At 69.7% G+C, this 26,970-nt stretch carries 16 protein-coding genes; 8 read left to right on the forward strand and 8 right to left on the reverse strand.

Annotated elements, in window-relative coordinates; translation table 11 throughout:
* The 5 genes from R5W23_RS25200 to R5W23_RS25220 form a co-directional block, all read left to right on the forward strand.
* On the forward strand, positions 1-328 hold a 328-nt coding region (locus tag R5W23_RS25200), incomplete at its 5' end, for a hypothetical protein (RefSeq protein ID WP_320688723.1).
* Between the two features lies 1 nt (position 329).
* Entirely contained in the window at positions 330-2,231 is a 1,902-nt protein-coding gene (locus tag R5W23_RS25205; RefSeq protein WP_320688724.1) for a hypothetical protein, read from the forward strand.
* Positions 2,232-2,297: 66 nt separating this feature from the next.
* Complete coding sequence (locus tag R5W23_RS25210) at positions 2,298-3,908, forward strand: S8 family serine peptidase (protein ID WP_320688725.1); 1,611 nt, start codon at positions 2,298-2,300, stop codon at positions 3,906-3,908.
* 161 nt (positions 3,909-4,069) lie between these two features.
* Positions 4,070-5,212 carry a hypothetical protein gene (locus R5W23_RS25215; RefSeq protein ID WP_320688726.1) on the forward strand — a complete coding sequence of 381 codons (1,143 nt, stop codon included), beginning with the start codon at positions 4,070-4,072 and terminating at the stop codon, positions 5,210-5,212.
* Positions 5,213-5,272: 60 nt separating this feature from the next.
* On the forward strand, positions 5,273-8,341 hold the full coding sequence (locus tag R5W23_RS25220) for an AAA family ATPase (protein WP_320688728.1): 3,069 nt from the start codon (positions 5,273-5,275) through the stop codon (positions 8,339-8,341).
* Positions 8,342-8,738: 397 nt separating this feature from the next.
* Here R5W23_RS25220 and R5W23_RS25225 read toward each other — a convergent pair whose 3' ends face one another.
* The 8 genes from R5W23_RS25225 to R5W23_RS25260 all read right to left on the reverse strand — a co-directional run bounded on the left by R5W23_RS25225 (position 8,739) and on the right by R5W23_RS25260 (position 23,747).
* The gene (locus tag R5W23_RS25225; protein ID WP_320688730.1) at positions 8,739-10,310 is read right to left on the reverse strand and encodes a hypothetical protein; all 1,572 of its coding nucleotides are present in this window, start codon (positions 10,308-10,310) and stop codon (positions 8,739-8,741) included.
* Between the two features lie 389 nt (positions 10,311-10,699).
* Positions 10,700-12,937, reverse strand: coding sequence for a WD40 repeat domain-containing protein (locus tag R5W23_RS25230; protein WP_320688732.1), 2,238 nt, complete (start codon positions 12,935-12,937; stop codon positions 10,700-10,702).
* A gap of 1,328 nt (positions 12,938-14,265) precedes the next feature.
* Positions 14,266-16,794, reverse strand: coding sequence for a PAS domain-containing protein (locus R5W23_RS25235; RefSeq protein ID WP_320688733.1), 2,529 nt, complete (start codon positions 16,792-16,794; stop codon positions 14,266-14,268).
* A gap of 196 nt (positions 16,795-16,990) precedes the next feature.
* Positions 16,991-17,488, reverse strand: coding sequence for a hypothetical protein (locus R5W23_RS25240; RefSeq protein WP_320688734.1), 498 nt, complete (start codon positions 17,486-17,488; stop codon positions 16,991-16,993).
* Between the two features lie 466 nt (positions 17,489-17,954).
* A complete protein-coding gene (locus R5W23_RS25245; protein ID WP_320688735.1) occupies positions 17,955-18,587 on the reverse strand; it encodes a hypothetical protein in 633 nt (210 codons plus the stop codon).
* Positions 18,588-19,291: 704 nt separating this feature from the next.
* Positions 19,292-20,230 carry an SPFH domain-containing protein gene (locus R5W23_RS25250; protein ID WP_320688736.1) on the reverse strand — a complete coding sequence of 313 codons (939 nt, stop codon included), beginning with the start codon at positions 20,228-20,230 and terminating at the stop codon, positions 19,292-19,294.
* Between the two features lie 197 nt (positions 20,231-20,427).
* Positions 20,428-21,483 (reverse strand): SPFH domain-containing protein, encoded by a 1,056-nt coding sequence (locus R5W23_RS25255; protein WP_320688738.1) that lies wholly within the window; start codon positions 21,481-21,483, stop codon positions 20,428-20,430.
* Positions 21,484-21,506: 23 nt separating this feature from the next.
* Positions 21,507-23,747 (reverse strand): hypothetical protein, encoded by a 2,241-nt coding sequence (locus R5W23_RS25260; RefSeq protein ID WP_320688740.1) that lies wholly within the window; start codon positions 23,745-23,747, stop codon positions 21,507-21,509.
* Between the two features lie 141 nt (positions 23,748-23,888).
* Here R5W23_RS25260 and R5W23_RS25265 point away from each other — a divergent pair, with 141 nt between their 5' ends.
* From R5W23_RS25265 to R5W23_RS25275, 3 genes are all read left to right on the forward strand, one after another.
* Positions 23,889-24,920, forward strand: coding sequence for a hypothetical protein (locus R5W23_RS25265; protein ID WP_320688742.1), 1,032 nt, complete (start codon positions 23,889-23,891; stop codon positions 24,918-24,920).
* 106 nt (positions 24,921-25,026) lie between these two features.
* Positions 25,027-25,704, forward strand: a complete 678-nt coding sequence (gene cysC, locus R5W23_RS25270) for an adenylyl-sulfate kinase (protein ID WP_320688743.1) — start codon at positions 25,027-25,029, stop codon at positions 25,702-25,704.
* A gap of 475 nt (positions 25,705-26,179) precedes the next feature.
* Positions 26,180-26,860, forward strand: a complete 681-nt coding sequence (locus R5W23_RS25275; protein ID WP_320688744.1) for an alpha/beta hydrolase — start codon at positions 26,180-26,182, stop codon at positions 26,858-26,860.
* Positions 26,861-26,970 lie beyond the last annotated feature (110 nt).

Here is a 26,970-nt window from a genome sequence, read left to right on the forward strand (position 1 = left end):
CTGGCAGCGGATCGACGCGGCGCTGACCGCGGCCGAGGGGCTGCCGCCGGGTCCCCCGGCCCAGCGGGTGCCCCGGTGGGACCGGGTCCGGACCAACCTCGCCCGGGTCTGCCCGCCCGGCTCGGCCCTGGACCCGGCCGCCGAGCCGACGGCCCTGGCCGCCGAGTGGGAGGGGGCGGCCGACCCGGCCGCGGCCGAGACCGTGTTCCTCAACCTCGTCACCGCCGCCCGGCACGAGTTCAAACACATTGACGACCTGCTGCTCGACCTCGCCGACCAGCTGACCGACATCATCGAGCCGCTGAACACCTTGCTGGAGGTCATCTGACATGATGACGCCCGCCGCCCCGCCCGCCGGCCCCGCGCCGGCCGAGCCGTTCCGGTCGGCTGACGCCGTCCGTGCGGCCCACGCCGCGCTGCTCGCCGAGTTGCCCGACCCGCCGCGCCCGGGCGACCTCGCCCGGGTGACCGAGTTCATCCGCCGGGCGGTCGCCACCGGGGCTGTGCTCGACGCCCCGGACGACCGCAAACTTGTCCAGGGGCTCATCGACTACTGGGCGGCGGCGCTGGTCGCCGAGTACCGGGAAGCGACCCGAGACGGGGAGTCCACGCGGGTCAAGCCGCCGTCCACGGTCCTCACCCCGTTCGCGCCTGCGACCCTCGCCGCCGCCGTCGCGGCGGCCGACCGGTGGCTCGCCGCCGCACCGCCGGAGGACCAGCAGCTCGCCCGCCGCGTGCTGTTGCGGCTCGTGCGCCTGCGTAACGACGACACGTTCGCTCCGGCACCGACCGTCCGCGCCGGCCTCTCGGGCGACGCGCCGCCAGAGGACCTGCTGCGCGTGCTGCGCGAGTTGGCCGGCGCGGGGGTGATCCGAGTGACGCCGGGTGACGTCGAGGAGATGGACCGGGTGGCCCTCCGCTCGCCCGCCCTCCTCGACGTGTGGCCCATCTTCAACGAGCTGCGCAAGGAGCGGACCGCGTTCCGGCAACGGGTAACCGAATGGGAACGAACCGGCCGGATTTCGGTCGGGGACGGCCTCACGGACGCAGAACTGGACCAGGCGCGGGCGTACCACGATCGGAACGCCCAAGAGCGGGAGTTCATCGAGGCCTGCCGCGCGCGTACCCGACGCCGCCAGGAGCTGTTCCGAGGCGGACTGAGCCTCCTCGCGGTTTTGCTCTTACTGGTTATTCCTCTTGCGGTTTACTCGTGGCTCGGCTGGGTGACGGCCGACCGCGAAACAGTTCGAGCCGAGGGCGCAAGGGAGAACGCCGAATACGAAAGGAAGAACGCCGAGAGTGAAAAGGCGAAGGCCGAGGCAGCGGAGGCGGAGGTGTCGCGGCAGCACCGGCTGGTCCGAACCGTCCAGGCGGTCCGCACGATGGCCGAGATCGGGGCGGCCCGGGGCGAAGCCGATTTGGACGTCGCGCTGAACCGGTGGCATGTCCTCGCCGACGGGATCTTGGCGGACGAGCGACAACAAAGCCCCGAGCGGCGGTTCTTCACGCCCCGGGGGCAGAAATTGCACTTGCTCCGCGGCACCGCGGACCTGACCGGAATGGCCGACGAGGCGCGAAAGAAAGCCCTGGCCGCGGAGCAAACGGCAGGACGGGACGTGGCCCCTCAGCAACTGTACGCGACCGACGAATGGCAGCAGTTCGGAAAGGGCACCGCCCTGACAACGGCGCACGTGCTGCGAGACGCCTTATTGGAGGGCGACGACCCCAAGGTCCAAACCGCACTGAAGGCCGTTCGAACAGATGCCTACCTGCGGGTCCGGCTCTGCGTTAACGGGGTGCTAAAGGTCGTGGACAGTAAAACCGCCCGGCCGTTCGACGACGTCGAGCCGTACGTTCGTGAGTTCTGGCTCAATTACTGGGGCGACATGGGGCTTGTGGAGAGCGGTGCCGTTGCCGGTGCGATGGGGCAGTTCGGATCCAAACTCGGTCAGATCGAGAGCACTCTTCCGCAGTACGCCTTTCAGGACCGCCTCACGAGGTACAACGAGAACACCAAGGCATGGGGCAAGCAAGTGGAGGGCGTCCGGCGTGCGGCGGAATTGCTCAGCGCCGACCCGGCCAAGCGTAACGAGGCGAACCGTTGGTGCCGCAACTACTCGCGGATGCTGTATCGGAGCGAAGCAGAGGAGTTGAGAAAGCTCGCGGATAAACTGCTCGCAGCTCTGGCTCATGATGAGAAGGAATCGATCCGGCCGTACGGCTCGAACTGACTTCGTTGCGCTGGGCGCGCCGGCCCCTCCCGGGCCGGGCCTCAGACCACCCCAGGAGGATCACACATGGCGCTGGTCGCAGGTGGGGCGCGTCGCGTCCTGGTCGAGGTGCCGCCGGACTCGGGGCTGGAGCGCGCGTCGGCCGCGGCCGGGCTGGAGTCCGTCGCCCGCCCATCCTCTTCACCGGGGTGGGCCGCCGCCCCGGCACCCGGGGGCGCGGCCGAACACCCCTGGGACCAGGCCCACCGGGCCGTTCGCGACCCGGGTTCTGTGGGCCTGGAGTCGGTCGCCCCGCCGACCTACGCCGAGCCCGACTTCGTTCAGACGTTCCCGTTCCCCCGGCCGGATTCGGGCGGGCTCGAATCGTTCACCGGTTCGCCGTGCGAGGACCGCGCCCCGGACGGCTTCTGGCCGGTCGGCGCGCCCGAGTTCGGGTGGCACCTGGACGACGGCCACTCGCAACTGCGGGCCGCGCGGACCCGCGCCGGCGACCCCGGCGACGGGCGGCGCGTCCGGGTCGCGCACCTCGACACCGGGTACGACCCCCGTCACTCGACGCTCCCGCTCCAGGTGCTGTCCGGTCTGGCGCGCAACTTCGCCGACGGCGACCCGAACGACGCCACCGACCCCGGCCGGCACTTCCCGGGGAACCAGCCGGGGCACGGCACGGCCACGCTCGCCCTTCTCGCGGGCAACCGCGTCGCCATCCCGGGCACCGGGTTCAGCGACTTCCTGGGCGGCGCCCCGTTCGCCGAGGTCGTCCCGGTCCGGATCGCCGACTCGGTCGTCCACTTCGCCACCTCGGCGATGGCCCGCGGGATCGAATACGCCATTGAAGCCGGCTGCCAGGTGCTGTCGGTCAGTATGGGCGGGGTGCCGGCGCGTGCGTGGGCGACGGCGGTCAACCGGGCCTACGACGCCGGGGTGGCGATGTTCGCGGCGGCGGGCAACCGGTTCGGCCCGTCCCCCCCGCGGATGATCGTGTACCCCGCCCGTTTCAACCGGGTCGTCGCCGTGTGCGGCGTGACGGCCGACGGCCGCCCGTACTACCAGTCCCAACTGCACGTCCACATGCAAGGCTGCTTCGGGCCGCCCGCGAAGATGGGCACGGCGCTGGCCGCGTACACCCCGAACACGCCGTGGGCGGTCATGGGCTGCGGCGGATCGGTCGGGTTCGGCGGGGGAACCTCTTCGGCCACGCCGCAGGCCGCGGCCGCGGCCGCGCTGTGGCTCCAGTCGGTCGCGGCCCCGGCGGGCACCGAACCCTGGCAGCGGGTGGAGGCCGTCCGCCGCGCGCTGTTCGCCTCCGCCGACCGATCCCACCCCGCGGCCGGCACCTACTTCGGCCGCGGGGCGCTGCGTGCGTCGGCCGCGCTCGACCAGCCGTTCCGGACGGACCTGCCGAAGACGCCGGCGGACGAGGTGTCGTTCGGGTGGTTGCGCGCGGCCGGGGTGCTGGAGGCGGCGCCGACGGGCGTCGAGCGGATGTTCGAGGTCGAGGCGCTGCAAGTGTTCCTGCAGTCCCCGCGCGTCCAGGAACTGGCCGGCGGCGCGGACCCGGCGAGCGACCCGCTGCCGTGGGCCGAGGCGAAGCCGGTGCTGGCCGAACTGAGCCGCTCCCCGCTCGCCTCGCGGGCGCTCCGGGCGCACTTGGCGGCCCTGCTGGTACGAGCGTAACGCTGCGTGACGTACGCACCAAGAAGATCGATTGATTTGTTGCCGTTCTTACTCATTGACGCTATCGATAGTGAAATCGACACACCGATTTACCTGCCACCGGCGCGGGGTTCGCCTTCGCGCAAGGTATCCAGTTTTTGTTTGTCGGAGCGACCGAAAACGTGAGTTTGACCAATACCCAGCGGAGCGAACTCGCCAAGGCCCTTCCCAAGTACTTTACCACCCAAGAGTTGAGAGCGGTTGCCCTGTCGTGGCGCGACCTCCACTTCACGACAACGGTCAACTGGGACAGAACGATTCAACAAGTGGCCTTGGATTTAGTTGAGGCGGTCGGCCGGTTTGCGGCGTGGGAATGGTTTTTTCTGGAACTGCGCCGGCTGAACCCTAACACCGAATTGCACACGCGCCTACGAACGCTCGGCAACGGTATTCGGGTAGCGAACACCGGAGAGGGCGTGCCCAGGTCCGCGTCGGCTCAAACGCCCGCCCCATCACCCCGGCCCGGCCCGCTCGATCACGTGCACCTTGGCGGGTCTGAGTATTTTCTCGACCGTCAGGGTTTCCGCGTTGCGCTGCGGGAATTAACGCTCAGTACCGGTGGGCGTCGGCTCCTCGTCGTTAACGGCCCCAAGGCCTCCGGCAAGTCACACTCCCGCCGCTTCATCGCGTATTTGCGCCATCAAGACTGGAGCGGCTGGCACGGCGCCCCGTGGCGGAAGAAGGTACGGTTCGCGGTCTTCAGCCCGAGGGAGCAGGACTTTCACGGCCTCACCCCTCAGGACGTGTGGACCGCGATCGCATCGGACCTACAGTTGAGGGAGCGGGAGGCCCCGCCCCAACCGCCCGATCAGACGGTAAACGCGTGGGTGCCGATTTTGTGCAAATCGCTGGCAGACCAGATCCGGGATCAGAAGGCGCCGGCGTGGATCGTCTTGGATGGATTTCGGGAAGGCCGGGCCGCCCCCGAGGTGATCGATTTCGTGATCCAGTTCGCAATCCGGGTGGTAACCAATCTCGACTCCGTTCGGCTCATCCTGCTCGACTTCCCTTCGGTCCTGCCAGGGGCGGTCCGGTTGCTGACGCATCCTGAAGACGTCGTTCCGCCGTCGTCGGGCGAGATCGCGCAAGACCTTCGCCAACTCGGCTACGAACTCAGTTCGGAACAAATCGATCAATTGCTCATCCGCATCACTGCTGCTGCGGGCGGGGGGGCGATACAATACGATGGGTTCTGGCGGGCGCTGACGTCATTTCTGAGCCGCCTCCAGGGCCGGTTGCTCGCCCCGAATTCCGGGGCCAACTGAGGGACGCGAATCATGCCCAAGAACCCTCGGCACCGAGGTACCGCTGGTGCCGGTGCGCCGGTGAACGACGAACTGTTCAACGATATCTTGACGGACTGGGAGCGTAACGATCTCCAACCCCCTCCGCTCACCCACGCCCACCGGACCGCGGCCCTCTTCGCGAACTTCACTGGGGCCGAGTTGCGCGCCGCCGTCGCCCCCCTGGGCGAGGACGTCGAGGCCGTGCTCCGGGATTGCGAAACCGCCGAAGGCGGCCGGGTGTACTTGCCCAGCAAGGTCCGGCGTGCGGCCCTCGGTCTGTTCGCAACGGGCGACGAACTGCGGCAGGAATACGAGCGGCTCGGGCCGTGGCTCCCGGCCAGAGACGTGCTGCAACAAGTCCTCGGGCTCTTCATCCGCGGCGCGGGCCGGTCACCCGCGGACCTTTCGGTCGACCAGCTCGGCGCGGCCGCCAAGATCCTCGGGTGGTTCGAGGGGATCGTGGCGGCCGCCCAACTCGAACTGCCGCCGCTCGAACTGGTACTCTACCACTCCGAACGGTACCGGTTGCTCCGCCCGCTCCGGGAGCTAATCGGCAACGCCTTCGTCGGCCGCGCGCGCGACACCCAGGTCGTCCACGACTACCTCGACGCCGAACACAACCCAGACCTCACGAGCCAGCCGCCGCTGGTCGTCTACGGGGTCGGGGGCGTGGGCAAGTCGAGCCTGGCCTACCACGCCCTGCTCCCGATGGCCGACGCCGCTGGCGACGACGGCCCGTTCTTCGCTCTGCTGGATTTCGACCGTCGGGGCCGGATCGATCCGGAGGTCCCGACCACCCTCTTGGTCGAAGCGGTCGCCCAACTCGCCGCCCAGTCGTTCCCCCGACGGGCGGCCTGTGTACGGCTCGGCCAGGCACTAGCCGACGATCTGATCCGGCATCCGCACGACCCGGCGGCCCTCACCCGCGTACTCCCCAACCGCGTCCGGGAGCTGGCCCAAGTAATCGGCGCGTCGGCGAAACCGTACCTGTTCGTTTTGGACACGTTCGAGGAGGTGCAGCACCGGAGCTGGGAGTTCGTCCAGAACGTATGGACCTTTCTCGCGCTGCTCAAGCAAGAGATCCCGTCCGCCCGGCCGATCGTGATCGGCCGGGCGCCACCGGCCCAGCGGCCGATCGTAGCAGGCCGGACCCCGGTTAGTCTGCTGCCCACGCACAAGCCGCCGATCCACCTCCAGCACCTCGACCGCGCAACGGCGGTCCACACGCTTGAGCGGCTCGGCGCGTCACCAGGGGTTGCCGAGTTCGTGGTGGGTACCCTCGGGTCGCCGATCCTCCCGCTCGACCTGCGCCTGGCCGCGGTCGTCCTGGATCGGGAGAAGTTGCTCCACCCCGACGCGAACCCCAAGACCGACCCGGCGCTGCCCGTCCGGCTCCGGGACGCCATCGGAAAAGGGAAGTTGCACCGGCGCATCTTGGAGCGGTTGCACGACAGCAGCGTCCAGGCCATCGTTTACCCCGGGATGGTACTCCGCCAAATTACCCCGGACCTAATCTTTCGGGTACTCGGGCCGGAGGCCAAGATCCGGCCGCTCCCGCACCAGCGGGCCCGAGAGATCTTCGCGAAGCTCGCGCAGGAGGTGGCGCTGGTGACCCTCGGGGACGAGGACGTCCTGTGGTTCCGCCCGGAGGTCCGCCGGGAGGTGCTCAAGGACCTGCTCCGAGAACAGCACCAGCGGGTCACCCGCATCCACAACCTGGCCGTCAAGTACTACAAGTCTCGCAGCACCGACGCCGACCGGGCCGAGGAGGTGTACCACCGGTTGCTGCTCGGGCAGCGGTCCAGCCAGATCGACCCGCGGTGGACGGACGGGGCCAAGCGGCACCTCGCCGGCGCGCTGGACGAGCTGAGCACACTCGAGGAGCTGCCGCCATCGGCCCAAGCGTACCTGGCCTCCCGGTTCGGGACCGAGGCGTCGCCGCAGGTGACCACCGCCTGGGTGAAGGCCGACGAACTCAGCGTCGAGCGGGATTTGAGCCGCCGCGTGCGTGACCTCATCCGTCTCGGCAAGTACGGTCCGGCGGCCGCCGCGCTCGACACCCATTGGGCACGAACGGCCCCGCACCCGGACAGCGAACTATGGGCGCTACGGGTCCGGGTGCTGCGCAACACCGGACGGCTCGCGGACGCGCAGGACACGCTCCAGGAAGCGATCCGGCTCGCGAAATCCGCGCCGGCACAACGTCTGCTCGATTTGCTCCTTGAGCTGGCACGCGTCGCCTGCCTGATGGGGCAGGCGGACCGAGCGGCCGACGCCATTAAACAGGCCGACGAGTTGTTCACCCGGCACCGGCTCAAGGCCGCCCGGATCGACCTCGCCCTGGCCCGCCTCCAGGCCCTCCCGGCCGTGGGCACCGCTCCGGCGGCCCGCCTGGCCGCAGAGGACGCGGCCGTCGAGGCCCTGGAGCGTGCGACGCTGACCGATATCCGGAAGCACCCGCGCGTCGCACGGAAGCTCGCCGCCGAGGTTATCGACCGGGACCCCACGATCCTTCGAACGGTGCTGGCGCAAGTCGGGCTCGGCGCGGCGGAACTCACTTCCGTGAACAGCCTCGCACGCGCACTGGGGGAATGGGAGGAGGCCGGCCGGATCGCAAACGAGCGGCCGCACCCGCTCGCCGAGCGGTGCAAACTGACGCCACCTCGCAGGCACGCGGTGGCCGGGCTCTGGAACGCCTGGTTGTACTACGAGGCCCCTGCCGCGGTCGGTCAATCGCTCGCGGAATTGTTCCCCGAACTCGCGCAACAGGTCGCCCTTCACAACGCCCGAGAGGCGATCCGGCAGGCTCTGCGTACGGACGACCAGGATGCACCCGGTGTGGCTGAACAGTGGGACCGCATTTACGACGAGGCCCGCGAGTGGCAGAACCGCGCGCACACCCAACTCCTGGAAAGCCACCTGTCCGAGTCGACTCTCGACCAGATGCTTTGGGACCGGTTTGGCCGCCGGCTGGAGGAGATCAGTGCGCCGGCGGAGGGGCTCCCTAAGCGAGCGCTCGCTGTGGTCGTCTGGGCAAACAAATTCGGCGTCCGCGAGGAGCTCTTGCGCGCGGACCCCGACAACCCGTCGGCAACTCTTGGGGAGTAGGCACGCGCTCGCCCCGCACCCGCGGTTCGGGCCGCGGCCGCCTCGCCCGCTGGCGCGGCCCCTGGCCGGTTGACCTTTGCCCCGAGCGGAGGGAGCGAGGTGACGAAGGTTCCCGTTCGGGGTGGAGGGGCAACGCCGCCGCCGGGGAACTACTGCCGGACGATTTGGCGGTTCCGCACAAACAGTCACGGCGGCCAATCATTCCTGCCGGTACGCGCATGTGTGCAACGTTTGTGGACGCCACTCTCGCTCACTGCGACGGCTAAATTATCTGGCCATCCCTTAGTCTGATTTAACCGATTCAAACGGTCGGGGCGGCCCGGGCGCGGTCGAGGAAGCCGTTGTGCTGCTCGCGCGAGGTCTCCGCAACACGGCGGGGCGGGGGCGCGCACGCACGTCACTTGGCCATCGGCAACGCGGTCTTGGCCTCGGGTAATACATCGCCCCTCAGCCGCACCGCCGTCTTGTCGTCCGTCAGCCCCTGGCAGACCGCCTTGAACCGCACGGCGGCCCCGGCCTTGAGCCCGTCCGCCTGACTCCCATCCACCAGTAACTCGACCTTCGGCCCGGCCGGCACCTTCACGGCGATGGCGACGCCGAACTTCTTGGGCGTGACGGCCGCAACCTCGCCGGTCACGAACAGCCACTTCTCGGCGTAGGCGTCGCCGTACTTCGCCGCCGCGGCCTTCGGGTCGGCCTGAAACGCCGCCACCAGTTCCGCCGCGGTGACGGTCGGCATCGGGTTCGGTTCTTGCAGCTCGACCCGACAGCCGACCAGCCGCACGCGGTCCTTCTCGCTCCGCCCGACCCGCCCGACGACGCGCACCTTCTGCCCGGGCGGGAGCTGCCAGACGGCGTCCAGTTGGTCGTCCACGACCACGCAGGCGGCGGACACCTCGAACAGGTCGGCCGGCTTGAGCTTCCCGGCCCGGAGGGACAGCCCGTGCGCGTAGTACTTCGGGTCCGCGCCGCTGACGACCCCGGTCAGGGCCACGACCTGCCCGCGGAGCTTGTCCGCCGCCGGCCGGTCGGCCAGCAGCTCCTTGACGAACGCCTCGGCGTCGGCGGTCCGGACCGGGGTGAGGGGCGCCGGCGGCTTCTCGCCGCCGGACACCAGCCGCGCCCCGCTGAGCGTGGTGATCACGCCGACCGAGAGGCCGAACTCCCCGCGCACCGTCACCCGGTCCCCCACGGACAGGTTCCGCAGCCGCGCCAGGTCGGGGCTGTCCGGCCGGAAGTGCATCCGGAAGCTGTACGGCAGTTCGGGGTCCCTGGACTCGCACCCGAGCAGGCCCAGCGCCCAGCCCCCCTTCTCGGTCGCGCTCCGGCCGCTGTACTCCACCTCGCCGGTCAGCTCCACCTCCTTGCCGGCGTACGTCAGCCACAACTTGTCCGTCTTGTCGTCGCGCAACTGGGTGGAGAGGTCGACGGTCGTCATCGTCGGCACGGGCGCGGCCTTCGGTTGCGGGTCGGGCTGCTTCGCGCCGGGGCGCTTCGGGCCTGGCCCCTTGGCGACCGGGCCGGCACCCGCCGCGGGGAGCAGAACCGGGTTCTTCAGGGTGAACGCCGCGCCGGTGACGCTGTCGATCTCCCCTTTCACCTGCACCACCGCCCCGGCGGCCAGCCCCTTCACGGCCGCGAGCGAGGGGTGGCCGGCGGGGAACGGGACGGTGCAGCCGGCCGGTTCGGTGGGGGTCGGCGGCAGGCCGCTGAGGGCCAGCGTCTGCCCGCCGTCCGGGGCCGCCGTGACGGCCTTGACCTTGCCGGACACCGTGACCACCTTGCCGACGTACTTCTTGCCCAGCGCGCCGCCGTCCTTCTGGAACATCGTGTTCAGGGTGAGCACCGACGCCGAGAAGCTGGACTTCTCGGCCTTCGCGGGCGGCGGCTGCTTGGCCGGCGGCTCCTGCGCCGCGCCGGCGGCGGTCAGGGCCGCGAGGGCGGCGAAACAGATCAGGCGGCTGTTCATGCAAACCCCTTTGCGGTGGTCCGGCACAATTGCGACGGCCCACGCGCAGTGTAAAAGGTGCCCCAGAAACAGAAGCGATAATTTACTTGCCGTAAGAGCCGAATACCACGGGTGACGATCCGGCTACCCGGAGCGGCATCGGGTCTGGCGTGCCTGCCAGCTTTGGTTTTTGTGGCACAGACATTCCTGTCTGTGCGGCGCGATAAGGTCGCACAGATAGGAATGTCTGTGCCACAAGAAACCGACGCAACCAGCCGGGCCGCGAAGGAGCGGTGGCAAGTGCTCCCGTTCGAGCCGTGCGGGCCGCGTCCCGATCGCAATCCCCGCGGCGGGCCGGAGCGTCCGCCGCGGGCGAGATCCGGACAGGGGACCGGTTGGCCCCTCGGTCCTCACCGCGCCTCGCCCTCCGGGCCGACCTTGGTCAGGTCCCAAACCAGCACGGAGGTCAGGGCCGGAACCGCCAGCCGGGTGCCGTCCGGGGAGAACGCCATCGTTTCCGGCGCCGGGGTGTTGTTGAACAGATAGGTGGAGTCTTTCAGGAACACGGGCGGGCCGCCGTACGGGAACGCGATCGTGTGCCGCACGGCCCCGGTGCCCACGTCGTACACCCGGATCGCGGGGCCTTGCCGGGCCGCCGATTGGCGCCCGCCCTGGGCCAGCGCCAGCAGCTTGCCGTCCGGGCTGATCGCCGGCACGCCGGACGACAGCCGGGTCGGGTCCGCGAAGTCCCGGACCCGCGTCCCGGTCTCGACATCGACCAGCACCACGTGCCCCATCGCGGTGACCACCACCGCGTGCCGGTCGTCCACCCGCACCAGCCCCTGCAACACGCCCCCGCCGGGGATCGTGAACTCGCCCCGCTTCTTCCCGGCGTCCCACCCGGTGACCACCACGTCACACGTGTTGTTCACGATCTCGGTGGAGTGCGCGGTGACGAGCCGTTGCGGGTTCGCCCCGATCGCGCCGACCGCCCGGGTCATCCGCGTCGGGAGCGGCACGTCGAACGTCGGCTTGGCGGCGGCCACGTCGAACACCACGCACCGCGCGGACTTGCCGGGGGCCACACCGATCACCGCCACGTGCGCCCCGTCCGGGGCCGGGTACGAGGCTTGGGCGAACTCGTTCGTCGTGAACAGCGGGCGGAAGCTGGTCGGCGGGGCGGTGCCGTCCACCGGGTACACCTCGTCCCGGGTCACGGCGCGGCGGCCGTCGCGGCTCAGCCGCACGTCGAACGGCCCGGAGCGCTCCGCCGGATGGGCCGACACCCGGCCGAGCGGCTTCCCGTCGGCGGCGGCCCACCGGAGCACCGCGCCGTCGGCCCCGGCGGTCCGGATCTCGGCCCCGTCGGCGGTGAACGCGACCGTCCGGACCGGCCCGGTGTGCCCGCCCGCGGGCGCGGTCAGCAGCTTCCCGGCGAGCGCGTCCCAGCAGTACGCGGCCGCGTCGCGGGTGCCGAACGCGACCAGCCGGCCGTTCGCGTCGAACGCCGCACCGGACGCCTTCACCCCTTCGGGTAAGTCCTTCGGCCGGGGCGTGGTGCCGAACGCCTTGCCGGTGGCAACGTCCCAGCGGGTCGCGGCGTCGGTGACCAGCGCGAGCGTTGCCCCGTCCGGGGAGAACGCGACCGGGCCGGTCCCGATGTCCTTCAGCTCGATCGTGTGGCGCGTCTTCCCGGTCCGCGGCTCGACGACGAGCAGTTGCGCGGACGAGTACACGACCACGGCGGCGGTCGTCGAGTCCGGCGCGTATACGACCGTGCGGCCGTTCGGCCACCGCGGGCGGGCGAGCTCCGCTTTCGAGTCCACGTCCCAGACCTGACTCACCCGGTCCGGCCGGTCCGCCGGGTCCAGCCCCCGCAGGTCGCGGTGCGAGCCGGACGTGATCAGCGTCTTGCCGTCGGGGGAGAGGGCGGCCGAGGGGTACTCGTTCTGCAGGATCGTGACCCGGGCGAGTTCCGCCGCGGTCTTCACGTCCCACACGGTACACGTGACCGGCACGTCGCCGGGCGTGCGCTGGAACCTCCCGGTGATCGCGAGCCGCCCGCCGTCGGCGGACAGGGACATGGTGGGCGAGCCGTTCTCCGGTCGGGGCAACTGGAGCACCCGCTTGCCGGTGCCCAGGTCGTGAACGTCAAGCGTCTTGACGTTGACCGCGGCCATGAACCGGCCGTCGGCCGAGACCGCCGCGACCGGGCCGAGGCCGCCGCCCGGGTTGCACTCCGCGTGCACCGCCGCGCCGAGCGGCCGGAGGCCGTTCACGTCGTACAGGGTGAAGTGCTGGAACGAGTGCGGCTGCTCCGCGCTGTGCGGGGCGAACACCCGGGTGCCGGTGGGCAGCAGTTCGGCCCCTTTCCAGGCGTTAGGCGGGGTTCCGCTCTCGGTGCCGAGGCGGAACAGGGCGCCGCTCGGAAGGGCATTGGGCGACACCGGCGGCGCGCTCGGCATCGACGGGGGCGTGATTGGAGGCGGGGCGACGCCCGGCCGCGTCGCGCCCCCGGCCGTTGACGTGTTCTCGGCGGGCTGGGGGCGATCGTTCGCCGCGGGCGCGGGCTCGGTTTTCGTGCCGCAGCCGCCGCACAGGGCGAGGGCCGCCAGGGCCGCCGCGTATCGCACGCGATTCAAGGGCATGGCGCGCATTCCTCCGCTCGGATGAGTGAACAGGCCGCCGGCCGGGTGCCGCCACCCGCCGCAAGCTTCACCGTGACTGACTCGCTTGCCGCAGAACCGCACACGACGGCACCGTTGTTCTATTCAGGATCGGAAACGTCCCGGCAACCGAGCCCGAGAACATCGCCCGACAAGTGCAACACGCCAACCAAGTGCAGCTATGACCGCACTCGGGCCGTGCCGTCGGCCGGTTTTGAGAGGGCGACCGCGCTTCAGTGGTCGTTACTCGCTCCTTGCGTCCGGCACGGGCGGGTTCGAGCCCTTTGAGCGTTACCTGTTGCGGTCACGCGAGGTTGAATATAGCGGCGGCGTCCGTTGACGTGCGCCGCCCCTGATCGCCAACGGGCCGGCGCGCCGCGCACGGCCTTCGGCGGCGCCGGACGCGCTCCGCCCGGCGGCGGCCGTGTGAGCGACTACCGGCACGATTTACCGCCGGCACCGCCACCAGACTGTCACGCGATTGCCTTGCACACCTGTCAGCGGACGGATAAAATATGACAACGGCAATGTTACTGTTACAATCGCTCGGTTTTGACGCGGAGAGCGTTCAGTTAAATATTCGCGAAGACCAGCCGGCAAACAAAGCACCTGGATGGTCCATGTCACTTAACCTCGGCGGCCACTTCATGCGCGCCGGGCACGTGGCGATTCGGCGCGACGCCCGCGCCGGCGCGCAGTCCGTGTGAGCGGTTGGGAGGTCAAGGTATGCGCCGCGACCCGGTGAGCCCCCAAGACCTACTCGGCTGGGATGTCGAATGGTTTGCGTGCGATGCGTCCGGCGCGTCGCGTGTTTGGTCAGCAACGGCACCCTGGCTGTTCCACCTCCCGCTACCCGATCAAGACGCTAGCTAAGACAGTTAAGAGTTTGCTTTTCAATTCAATTGTATACTCTGAAACGATTTGAGTATTCGATGTTTATATTTTATTGATGTGTTGATTTGATTTGATTTTTAATCATTCGATCAGTATTCATTTCACGGGCTATGTACATAGTCCGCCATGCAAATCGAAAACCGCCGCGTCGTGTACGAGTTGCGCACACGGCCAACGGTGCCACTGACGGTCGACGATCTGGTTGGCGACGAGAAGAGAATTTTATCTGATATTCAATTAAAAGATGGCGTTTTCGGCAGGCCGTCATTTATATACGACGAGACGTGGCGCGATGGATAGGGCGGCCGGGACCGCTCGCGCCCGGGCGATGCGACCGCACGAGCGCTCGCGCGCCAGCGGTTGCCCGACGTGCGGCCGGGCGTTGCGGTTCATCCGCACCGGGACAGGACCGGGCGCTAAACGAGCACACGCCCCTCGTCCCCTGCGGTATCAAGGACCTGGCGCACCCGGGTGGCCAGCAGGGCCGGGGTGAACGGCTTCTGCAGGAACGGCACGTCGGCCGAGGACACGCCCCGCCGCATGACGGCGTCGTCCGTGTACCCGCTGATGAACATCACCTTCGCCTCGGGGTGGGTGGCGAGCACCCCGGCCGCGGCCGCCCGGCCCCCGACGCCGGGCATCACCACGTCGCTCAGCACGAGGTGGATCGTCCCGGCGAACCCGGCCGCCACCTGCTCGGCCGTCGCCCCGTCGCCCGCCTCCAGAACGGTGTACCCGCGGCCGGACAGCACCGCCTTCACCAGCCCCCGCACCGCCGCCTCGTCCTCGACGACCAGCACCGTCTCGCTCCCCTTCGGGAGGTTCCGCACGCCCGGCCGGGTGGAGTCGCCCGGGCCGGCGCCGCTCGCCCGCGGCAGGTACACGTCGAACGTGCTCCCCTCGCCCACCCGGGACCGCACCCGCACGTGCCCGCCCGCCTGGCTGACGATGCCGTAGACGGTTGCCAGCCCGAGGCCGGTGCCCTTACCGACGCCCTTGGTGGTGAAGAACGGCTCGAACACGCGGGCCTGCACGTCCGCCGACATCCCGCACCCGGTGTCCGTCACCGACAGCACCGTGTACTCGCCCGCCTTCATGTCCGCCAGGGCCGCCTCGGCCGGCCCCACCGCCTCGCTCCGGGCGGCCACCGTCAGGGTGCCGCCCGCCGGCATGGCGTCGCGGGCGTTGACGGCCAGGTTGAGCAGCACCTGCTCGAGCTGGCCGGGGTCGACGAACACGGGCCAGCCCCCGCGCGGCAGGTCGGTCACCAGCCGCACGTCCTCGCCGATCAGCGGCCGCAGCATCCCCGCCGTGCCCGCCGCCGCCGCGCCGACGTCCACCAGCCGCGGCGCGGCCACCTGCTGGCGGGCGAACGCCAGGAGCTGGCTGGTGAGCGCGGCGGACCGCTCCCCGGCCTTGCGGATCTCCGCGACGACGCCCGCCCGCCCGTCGCCCGGCGGCAGGCCCTCGGCCAGCAGGTCGGCGTACCCGTTGATCACCTGGAGCATGTTGTTGAAGTCGTGCGCCACCCCGCCCGCGAGCTGGCCGAACGCGTCCATCTTCTGGCTCTGCCGCAGCTTCTCCTCCAGCGCGCGGCGCTCGGTCACGTCCTGGATCGACCCGCGCACGCGGACCAGTTGCCCGCCCTCGTACACCGGCCGGCCCATCGACCGCACCCACCTCCTGGCCCCGGTGGCGGCGGTGAACCGCAGCTCCAGGTCGTACGGCGTGCCGTCCGCGATCACTTTCCGCAGGGCCTCTTCCAGCCGCGGCCGGTCGGCCGGGTCGTAGTGCCGCAGGCACGACATCACGTCCGGGCGGGCGGCGGGGTCCGCCCCGTAGATGCGGGCCGTCTCCGCCGTCCACTCCCCCTTCAGGGTGACCGGGTCGAAGCTCCACCCGCCGACGTGCGCCAGCGTCGCCGCCTCCCGCAGCAGCTCCTCCTGGTCCCGCAACTGCTGCTCGATCCGCCGCCGCTCGGTCACGTCCTCGTAGGTGCCGAGCACCCCGACCACCGCCCCGTCCGGGCCGCGGAGCGGCTGCTTGCTGGTCCGCACCCACTGGCGGCGGCCGTCGGCGGCCACCAGCACCTCCTCGTAGTCCAGCTTGGGCACCCCGGAATCGATCACCCGCCGGTCGTCCGCGCGGAACTGGTCCGCCAGCTCCAGCCACGCCCCCTGGTAGTCGCTCTTGCCGACTACCTCCTCCGGCGAGTCGTACCCCATGTCGCGGGCGAACGGGCGGTTGCACCCCAGGTAGGTCAGGTCGTTGGCCTTCCAGAACACCCGCTGGGGGATCGTGTCGAGGATGGCCCGGAGCGCCTCCCGGGAGCGAAAGCCTTCGGCCTCGGACCGGTCCCGCGCCTCCTCGGCGGCGTCGAGGGCGGTGACCGTCTGCCAGCCGGCCGCGGCGACCCGGGACAGGCTGGTCAGCAGGCGCGCGTCCTCGGCGTCGAACCGCCGGTCGGGGGTGTGGGCGATCACCCAAACCGTTCCGACGGCGCGCCCGCCCACGTGGAACGGGACGAGCAGCGCTTCGACGATCGGCGGGGCGGTCGCCGCCCCGGGGTAGTGCCGCTCCGGGTGGGCGAACAGCAGGGGCGCGTCACGGGCGATCACCTCGCCGCACGGGCAGGCGTAGCGGGCGATCGTGCCCCACAGGTTCGGGGCCAGCCGCCCGGCGATCGCGTGCCAGCGGAAGCGGTCGCCCGCGCCGTCGGTTTCAAGGATGGAGATGCCGGCCGAGTCGGCGCCGCACAGCTCCATCGCCAGCTCGGACAGCCGCTGGAGCAGGCCGCGCGGGCTCTCGGCCATCGTGCGGGCTAGGTCGACGAGCGCCCGGGCCTCGGCCGCGTGATCCGGCGGGCGCGGGGAGCGGCGGGCGAGTTCGTCGGTGGTCAGGACGGCGTCGAGACCGGCCGAGGAGGCTGTGGGGTCGGCGAGCATGTATCGGGTTGAACCAGGCGACACGGATTTCCGTGAATCCTAGCACACCCGTTCGCACGAGGCCGGGGCGCGGGCGGGCAGCGGGGCCGAGGCCGTAACCTCTTTCCGGCACACGCTCAACGGCCGCGGTTCCGCCGACCGACACCCCGAAATCGCACTTTCGGCACAAAAAGGAGTTGATGAGCGCCTTGATCGGTCAAGCTGCATCAACGATCCGATGGATCGCACGCAAGATCTCCCTGCGGCGCTCGCTCGTCACGACCCGGGGGTGCAGTTGCCGCCGGATCGCAACACGGACATAAGGCTTCGCGGCGGCGTCGATCCGCCCCTCGTCCAGCAGTTGCCCGAGGGACGTAGCGATGACCGTCGCGTCCAGCGTGAACATGTCGTAGGCACCGGCCAAGAACGCCTCGGCCGGCTTTTCCAGGGCCCGAGCGACGGCCTCGTCTGAGCAGAGGTCGTCGTTGTAGCTCTTCAAATCCACGCCCCGCATGATCCAAGCCAAGCAGTCCGTGAGCGGCTTCGGCTTGTTCCGCCGGCGCCACCTCCGGAATTCGTAGTAGGCGTCGTGCCCCTCGTCGCTGCCGAACGGGGCGTCCTCATCGGCGCAATCCCAGAAGAACGCCTCGGTCATCAGCTCACGCGCACGCGGGTGCGCGGTTTCCGGCTCGTTGAAGGGGTCGCGGTCGCGCATGCGTTGTGCCCTGGAAGCCGGTGCGGGTTACGGCCAGACGTCCGTGCCTGTTCCCCACCCGAATAGAATTGGGTGCGGTAGGCGGTTGCCGAACCAGTGCAGCGTCCGGGCCGGCCCGTACCGCGGGCGCGCACTTGGCTGCGGCCCGGCGTTCAACCGGTGGCACCGCCGACCCGGCCAGATCTCTCCGCAGCGGAGTTCAAGCCGCAGAACCGTTCGCGGCCGGAGCCCGCAGCCCCGTCCGGATGGCTCAACGGCCAAAAACGCAATGGACGAGAAGGAAAAGCAAGCTCATAATAATCATGAATATTAATACATTATAATTTTAAATTTCAAACTTAACTCGTTGCTCGTGGTCAATATCTTTTCCCACACCACCCACCGGGCGACCGCCCAGAGGTACTTGTTTAGCGCGTTGATCTCTGTCGTGTCTCGATTGCCGAATCGCAAATCCGATCGCCCCCGTTCACTCTTTCCCGAGCACCAGATCCACCACCCAGCACCCGCGGACGTGCGGCCCCGGGCCACGGCAGTGGTCGAGGATGTCGGCGTTCTCGCACCCGGCATCCTGGAGGGCGTCGGCGAGGATCGGAAGGCGTTCGAAGGCACGATCTTGGTAGATGCCTTCGGCTAAGGCCACGACGGTGGACGTGAGCCAGGCAGGATCAATGGCGGCGGGGCGGAACGGGTTCCCGAAGATGTCGCGGAGCAGCCCGGCCTGGGCTATTCGTTCACCCTCCTCCGACTCTGCCGCGAATTCGGCACACTGGGCAACAAGCATACACGGCCCCGAGTAATTATCGACTGTCGCAAGGCTTTCAGCAGCGGTGTTGGCCCGGGCTGTGGAGGTGTCGAGGCTGAATGTGTTGGCCTCGGCGAAGGATGCTGCGGCCTGAAGATCCAACTCGGTCGCCAAGCCGTCAGCGCAGAGTTCCGTGAGCTCGACGACTCGCCGCGCGGCGTCCGACACAATGAGGGGCCAGACTCGACGGCAACACGCGGAGGCGAAGAGCCGCAGTTGCCGTTTGCTCCACTTCCCTACCATTTGATCCAACATCGCACCCCGGTCGTGGCCCGAGAACCACTCCATCTCGGTCATCGCCTTTCCCCTTCGACATCCTCTCTGAGTTTATCCGCGGCGCTCATCTAATTCTTGCTCCGGTTGTCGTGACCGCACCTTCCTTCTTTGCCGGGGTACTCGTTTATCCGCCACACAGCATTGGGCGCGGTAGCAGGCGGCTGCCGAACCCGCGCAGCGTCCGGACCGACCCGTCCCGCGGGCGCGCCGGCCGAGCCGTGCGCCGCGCGTGGCCGCCGTGCCATCAGTCTAATGGGGGGCTCCGTTCCGCCGGCCGGGTGTGAGCCGCCCGTCCGGCACCGGGTATCGTGGGCGGCTCGCGCCGTTTGCCTCCGCCGTGCCCGCCGGCGGTGCCGGAACACGCGGGCGCGGCGGAGGCGAACGGCGGCTGTAACGAGGGTTACACCGCAACCCCGCCGGTACTCGATGGGGCACGGAGTGGACATTCGGTGCCGGCGGACGGGTCACGAACTGGCGATTCGCTGGCGCACTGCTACCACCGAATCGCGCCCGCAAAACCGGCACAGGGCGTCACAATGAACGAAGGGCCACACCGAATGAAGTTCCGCAAGAGGTTTACGACAAGAGGTTTGCGGCGAAATTGGTTCCCGGAGGCGGTTTCGGCCCGCGAACGGAAATCGGCGCCGGTGGCGTTCCCGGGCGCGGCGCGGACTTCCGGAAGTGCCGCGCGGGAAAAGCGCCCGGTGCAACAGCGGGAGCCGGGCTCAGCGCTTCGGGAGCGGGACGACTTCGGTCAGGTTCAGTTCGCCGTTCTGGAGGTGGTGGTCGAGCGGGCGCACCGTGCCGCCCCGCGCCCGCAGCGCGAGCATCGTGCGGCGCATCTCGTCCCACCACAGGAACGCCAGCGCGTCCGGGTTGGTGCGCCGCACGTCGCGGTACGCCGCGAGCTGGGCCAGGAAATCGTCGGCGTCGGCGCCGGCCTGACGCAACTGCGACTCGCGGTACTCGGTCGCCTCCTGGCTGAGCCGGTAGCGGAGCGCGTCCGCCTGCTGCCGCCGCTGCTCGCGCTCCTGCTGGGCCTGGAACTCCTTGGTGCGGATGCCCGCCTGCGCCTGCGCGACCGCCTCGAACGCCGCCCGCACCTCGTCCGGCGGGGCGATCTGGGCCACGCTCACCCGCTGCACCCGGACCCCGAGCCGCAGGTCCGGGAGCCGTTCCGCGAGCCGCTCCATGACCCACGCCGGCAGCGCCCCGGGGCCGGTCAGCAGCACCTGATCGACGGTCCGGCCGGCCACCCACTCGGCGGCGGCGGCCTCGGCCGCTTGCGCCAGCGCCGGGTCCACGGCGGCGCGCTGGATCACGTAGTCGTCGAGGTCCCGGTCGGTCTCGCCCACCGCGTAATCGACCACGAGCTGCACGTTGACGAGGTTCTGGTCGCCGGTGAGCAACTGGCCGGCGGGGGCGGCGGCGTCGGCGGCGGCCTCGGGGTCGTAGCCGAGCTTGAGCTGCCGCACGGTGCGCACGGGCACGCGGTCCACGCGGTCCACGCCCCACGGGAGCCCGAAGCCGAGCCCCGGCCCGGGGTGGGCCACGATGGCGCCGAACCGGCGCACCACGGCGCGCTCCTCCGGGGCGACCTGGTACACGCCCGTCAGCAGGTACGCGGCCAGGGCGACGAGGAGGACGTTGCGAGCGCGGAACATGGTGCCCCCGGCGTGTGGCGTGAAGCGGGCGTCGTTCCTGATTCACGTTCCGGCTGTTGGTGCCTGTTTTGGCGTCTATGTGGCACAGACATTCCTGTCGGTGCGGCCTTCTCGCGCTGCGCAGACAGGAATGTCTGCGCCACAAGAAACAGACATAGCTAGCCGGATCGTGAATGAGACCGTGGTCGGCGGGGCCGTTACTTCGGCGGGGGCGGGGCGGCCGGCGGCCCCTGGATGATCCGCAGCAGCGGGTGCTTGGTGGTGAGCAGCAGCGTGTCGCGGGTCTCGGCCAGCATCGCCTGGAACGACTTCAACTGTTCGAGGAACAGGTAGAACTCGCGGTCCTGGGCGTAGGCGGCGGCGCGGATGCGGGCGGCGTCGGCGGCGGCCTGGCCCTCGATCACGGTCTTCTGCGCTCGCGCGTCGGCCTCCACGATGCGGGCCGCGCGGTCGGCGTCGGTGGTGATGTCCGCGGCCCGCTTGCGGCCCTCGCTCTCGTACTCGGCGACCTTCTTGGCCCGCTCGGAGCGGATCCGCTCGGCGATGCTGGCCCGCACGTCGTTCGGGTAGCTGAACCGGCGCACGCGGACGTCGATCACCTGGATGCCGTACTCCTCCAGGGCCTTCACGCGGAGGTTGTCGGCCGCGCCGCCCGCCCCGCCGCTCGGGCCGTCGGCCCCGAGCAGCTTGCGGCGCACCCGCTCGTTGCGCTCGTCGATCAGCCGCACGTCGTCGGCGCGGAAGGACGACTCCGGGAGCCCGAGGATCGGGCCGCCGGCGACCGCGGCGAGGGTGAGCTGCGTGTCGGTGACGCCGATCAGGTCCTCGATCGGCATGGTGCTGATGACGGTGGCGAGGCGGCCGTTGATGATCGGCCCGAGCAGCTTGCGGGCCTGCTCGGGGGTGCGGACCGTCTTCACGAACCGGTCCGCGGCGGCGGCGTCGGGGATCTGCCAGGTGACGAAGGCATCGACGGCGAGGGTCTTGTCCACCGTGCGGGTGACCGGGTCGCGGGTCAGCGCCTCGACGGCGGGCAGGTCGAACGACTGCAACCGCCGGTCGATGCGGAGCACCGAATCGACCGGCCACGGGGCCTTGAGGTGCAGCCCGGCGCCGCGGGCGCCGTCGTGCAGGGCGACGGGCGCCCCGAACCGGGTGACGTACACGAACTCGGCCGCGTCCACGGTGTAGAACGCGGTCCGCAGCCACAGCGCCACCAGCACGGATCCGACGACCTGTAGGGAGCGGTTCATGGCGTCCTTCAGCGAGGCCCGGGCTACTTCACCAGCCACTCGACCACCTTCGCGGGGTCGAGCTTGTCGGCGCTGCGGGTTAGCTTATTGGCCGCCCCCGCCGCCTCATAGGCCGCGCGGGACAGTTGCCCGGTGCCGGTGTCCTTGTGGTTGTGGACCAGCACCTCCCCGGGCGCGCACAGCGCGAGGAACGCGCCGAGCCCGCCGTACTTCACGGCGCCGGGCAGCAGCATCGGGTCGGCGGGGTCCGTGATGTCCTCGAACTTGAACCCGTTGAGGTCGGCCGCGGTCTTCGCGACCGCGTCGCCCGCGAGGGCCTTGGCGAGAACGGCGATCGGGCCGAACTCGCCCCACCCGACGAGGTGAACCGGGGAGCGTCGCTTTTGCTCGTTAGTAAAACCGTAAGTCCGAGTGATGGCGGTGAGCACGTCATGAACGCGTTGCGCCAAGACCGCGCGGTTGTAGCCGTAAGTGTACCCGGCGTAAGTTTTGTCTACGGCAGGCGTTTTATCCCCAACAAGTTCACCCGTGTGGAGCACGTCCGGGGCCATGATGCCAAACCCTTTGTCCAAAATCGCCTTCGCGGCCGGGACCCACTTGCCCTTCTCAAAAAGGCTGGACTTACCTTTTGGGTGAACCCAAACGACCCAGGCATGGTGGGCGCGCATCTTTCCCCACGACCAGAACAGCGGGAGCGTTTCACCGGAGGTGTAATGGCGTACCGAGCCGTCCGGATCGCGGGCGAATTCATCAACGATCGAATGCGTACCATCTTGCTCTTTGCGAGTGCGCGTGACTTGCTCTTTACACCCTTCATAACCATCAGGCCATTCCACCGGAAATCGACCGGTTTGAAAGCTGATGACCAGCGAGTCGTATTCGGGCAACGTGCTGTTCACCATCGCCCACAGCGCGGTGCCCACCACCCGCCGGAACTCCTTCAGGCCCGCGGCGTCCTTGGGAACCAACTTCGCCATCTGGGCGTCGCTGGCCTTCGACATGGCCGCCCGGAGCGCCTTGGCGTCGAGTTCGTCCTTCGGGCGCGGGTGTGCGGCGTCGAAGACGCTCAGCTCCTTCGGCGGGACCGGCTTGAAGGCCGGCTCCTTGACCTTCTCCTCTTTGCCCAGAAGGTAGTTGCGCATCCAGTAGTACATGAACTCGCGGGCGTGGACGTTGTACTGGTGCCCGTACCGGAGCCACTCCTTCGCGTCCACGCGGTCGCCGGCGTCGTACAGCTTGTAGAGCTGCTCCAGCTCCGGGTACCCCTTGCGCACGAAGTCTTTCGTCCAGTCGTTCGCACAGGAGAAGGCCATCGGCTTGGGCGCGAACAGCGCGGCGATCTCGACGTTCCCGGTGTTCACGCGGAGCAGCGAGCAGTTCTCGCACACGCACCCGCCCTGCATCGCGGTGCTCACCATCACGGCCGGGAAGGCGCACGCCAGCCGGTCGTCGATGGCCCCGAGCATGAACGTCTGGGTGCCGCCGCCGCTGGCCCCGGTCATGCCGAGCCGCTTCGGGTCCACGTCGGGCAGGCCGGCGAGGAAGTCGAGCGCGCGGACGCTGTTCCAGGTCTGGAGCCCCATCTGGCTCTGGAGCCGCAGCTCGGCCTCCGCGTCCCGGAAACTCGCCCCGTGCGGGATGGCGGTGCTGTCGGCGTAGCCGAGCATGTCGTACTGGAACACCACGAACCCGAGCTTCGCGAGCGTGGCCGGCAGGGCCTGCATGAAGAACCGGCCGCGGTCCATGTCCGGTTCGCCGCCGCCCTCGACGCTCGCCTTCGCGGCCTTCTCGCCGGCGTCGTGGAACCGGCCGTCGGCCCAGTGCCCGTGCGCGAACAGGATGCCGGGGCGCTTCTCGTCGCTTTTCCCGTGCGCGGGGCGGTACAGGTTCCCGCAGACGTAGTGGCCCGGCGTGCTGGCGAAGTAGACCTTCTCGATCGTGTACTCGCCCCGGTCGATTGTCCCGTGAACCACGGCGTTCAGCGGGGTCTTTTCCGGCAGCGGCCACAGCCCGGTGGCGACCAGCAGTTGCTCGCGGAGCTGCGTCCGCCGCGCCTCCCACGCCTCTTTCGTCTTAGGCACCACGAAGGGGAAGTAGCCGTTGAGCGTCTTCGGCGCCCCGAGCCGGACGTCGGTCGGCTTCTTGCCGCCGGTGAACACCTTGGTCGGGTCGTCCCCGTCGGCCGCCCGCGCGTGATGAAACAGCGGGTGACCGGCCAGAATGCCGGCGGCGGGAAGGGCGAGCGCGTCGCGACGCGAGAGCATGGGGAACTCCTGGAAGGTGCGCCCGACATTACGGCACCCCGGGGGGCGCGTCAACAAGGCGGTGCTATTGGCGCGGGCGGCCCGCGATGTTATGAGAGCCGCCGCCCGCGGTGCCCGCGCGGGTCGGTCCGAGGGTCACGAATGCCCGGGTGTCGGTCGCTGCTCGTTCTCCTGGCTCCGGTCGCACTGGCGCTGCCGGCGTGCCTCCACGTCGATGCGCACATCGGCCCGCGGCCGGTCGCCCCGCCGGAGCGCAAGGCCGAACCGGCCCCGCCGGCGAAGGCCGACCCGGCCCCGCAGGCCGCCGTCGAGCCGGCGCGGGCGCAGTTCGCGGTGCTGCCGAAGGTGCCGGGGGAGGTCGTCCGGACCAAGCCCGAGGCGCCCGCCACGACGAGCACGAACACCGCCCAGAAGCCCCCCGAAAAAGGCCCGACCGTCCCGCCCAGCATCGTGAAGACGGGCAGCGGCGAGCCGGCCGCGTTCCCGCCGCTCACGCAGCAACTCGTGCCGCCCGAGCCGCCGCTGCTGGCCGCGGTCCGCGCCCATTGTGAGGGGCGACCCGAGCAGGCCATCGAGATCATCCGCCGGATGGAGCCGAACCAGCAGGAGTTCGTGCTGGGGGTGCTGCCGATCCTGGCCCGCGGGGCCAGCGCCGACCTCGCGAACGACCCCGCCACCGCCGCCGCCCTCACCGACCAACTGCGCGCCGCCGCGAGCCGGCTCGAACCGCTGGCCGCCCTCAAAATCGAGAAGGTCGCGTTCTGCACCAACGAGCCGCCCGGGTTCGGGCGGTTCGTCCAGCGCCCGCCCGCCAACCACTACCGGCCCAACGAGCGGGTCCACTTCTACATGGAGCTGCGCAACCTGGGCCACCAGCTCACCCCGGACGGGTTCCTGACCCACGTCCACGGGGCGGCCGAGATCCGCGATGCGAAAGGCAACGTGGTCGCACAATTCACCACCGAGAACACCCACCGGGTGCCGGTCGTCAAGTTCGAGAAGCGGTTCGTGACCCGCTCGCCGCTCCAGGACTTTTACGTGTGGTACGCCTTCTCCGCCCCGCCGGCCCCGGGGGTGTACACGATCCACGTTCAGTTGAGCGACGCCAGCGGCCGCCGCACCGTGAGCACACCGGCCGATCGCACGTGCGAGTTCAACGTGGCCGGGCCGTGAGTGGCGACGCAGCGCCGATCGCGCCATCTGCGGCGCCGTAACTTAAACTGAACGTGGCTGATTTCTCTTGTGACGAACCACCGACGCCGGGCAATCCGAACGCGCTATGTCCAACATCGTCTTCCACGCCGGCACGGTGACCCGCGAGGAGCGGGCGCGGCTCCTGAAGCAAACGGGCGCAACCATCTGGTTCACCGGGCTTTCCGGCTCGGGCAAATCGACGCTGGCGATGGCCCTCGAACAGGTGCTGATCCGGCACGGGCACGCGGCGTACACGCTCGACGGCGACAACGTCCGCCTGGGGCTGAACGCGGGGCCGAAAATTCTGGCCGAGACGCGCGGCTACGGCGCGGAACAGGCCGACCGGTTCGGCCTGGGGTTCTCCGCCGCCGACCGCGAGGAGAACGTCCGCCGCATCGGGGAGGTGGCGAAGCTGTTCGCGGACGCCGGGCTGTTCGCGCTCACCAGCTTCATCAGCCCGTTCCGCAAGGACCGCGACGCCGCACGCCGGGCGCACGAGCAGAACCGGACCGGTGCGATTCCGTTTATTGAGGTGTACGTAAACACCCCGATCGAGACGTGCGAGCGGCGCGACCCGAAAGGGCTGTACAAGCAGGCCCGCGCCACGGTTGGCGCCGGGCAGAAAGCGGAGTTCACGGGCATCGACGCGCCCTACGAACCGCCGGTCGCCCCCGAGCTGACCTTCGACGCCTCCACGCAGACCACCGAACAGGGCGTGGAACTGGTGCTGAAGTACCTGAAAGATAGGGGGCTCCTGCATTAACCCCGGCGCAACCGCTCTGACACGCTCGGCCGGATTTAACCGGGTGGCGGGCACAGAATCGCGCGACCGCTGTGGCGATCGTGTTGATGCTGCCACGGTAACCCCGGGTTGAATCCGGCGCCGCGCACGGTTATGACGCGCTGCGCGGATGCGCCATCGGATGCGCCTGGCGCGGATGCGCCGCGCATTGCGGGACCGTTCGAGACAGAATTTCTTACTCACATTGACGGGCCTGTTGACCCGACCCAGATTTCCTATTCCACTGCATACAGCGCAGCCGGAGGAACCGTGCGACGAACTGGGAAAACGCGCGATTTTGACTCAACTCCGCAGCGCGGGTTTCTTGAATGTGCTCCGCGCCCAACGTAGAGTTGTCGCGACCTGGCTTGCGGGCCACTCGCTCAGGCCCCCTCGGACTCGCGGCGCTCACGGAACGGGCGCCAGAGGGGCCACTAACCGGACCATCGGGTTGACCATGCCGGCTCCCAAACACAACCGCGCCGCGCACCCGGCCGAAGGGTTTCGCTCCGCCTTGCTCCCGGCCGCGGGGAACCGGCCGGTGCGCGTGTACCTGCCCGTGGACTACCAGCCGAAGTACGCGTACCCGCTGGTGGTGCTGTTCCACGCGGACGGCGAGTGCGAGGAGCACTCGGCGCGTCTGGTCCCGCTGCTCAGTCGGCGCAACTACATTGTTCTGTGCCTGCGCGGCCCGATCAATCTCGGTGGCCGGGCCGACGGCCTCCCGGCGTTCGGCTGGTCCGGTTGTAACGCCGACCGCGCCACCAAAGCGGCCCTGGCGTACACGAAGGCACACTACAGTGTGAACGCGGAGCGCGTGTTCCTGTTGGGCGTCGGCGAGGGCGCCGCGGCGGCGTGCCGGCTCGGGCTGCACCTCGGCGCCCGGGTCGCGGGGGTCGTGGCGCTGAACGGCGCTCTCCCGAGCGGACGCATCCCCGCGAACAACTTGCGCGTGCTGATCGGGCACGGCGCCGCGAACCCGGTCGTACCCGTCTCGGAGGCCCGGCGCGCCGCCGCCGCGCTGACCCGGGCGGGCGCCACCGTCCGCGTGAACCGCTACCCGACCACCCACGGCGCTCACCCCGACATGCTCGCCGACGCCAACCGCTGGATCATGGAGCACGTCAGCGGCGCGTGAGCGGCGGGCGTGCCGCCCCCAGGGGCCGCGCCTCGTCCGGAATCGCGGTCGGCCGTTCGATCGACACCTCGGACCGTTCCCCACATCATTTCCCTCTACGGCACGACAAC

This window comes from Gemmata algarum, from assembly GCF_034097035.1.
Lineage (GTDB): Bacteria > Planctomycetota > Planctomycetia > Gemmatales > Gemmataceae > Gemmata > Gemmata algarum.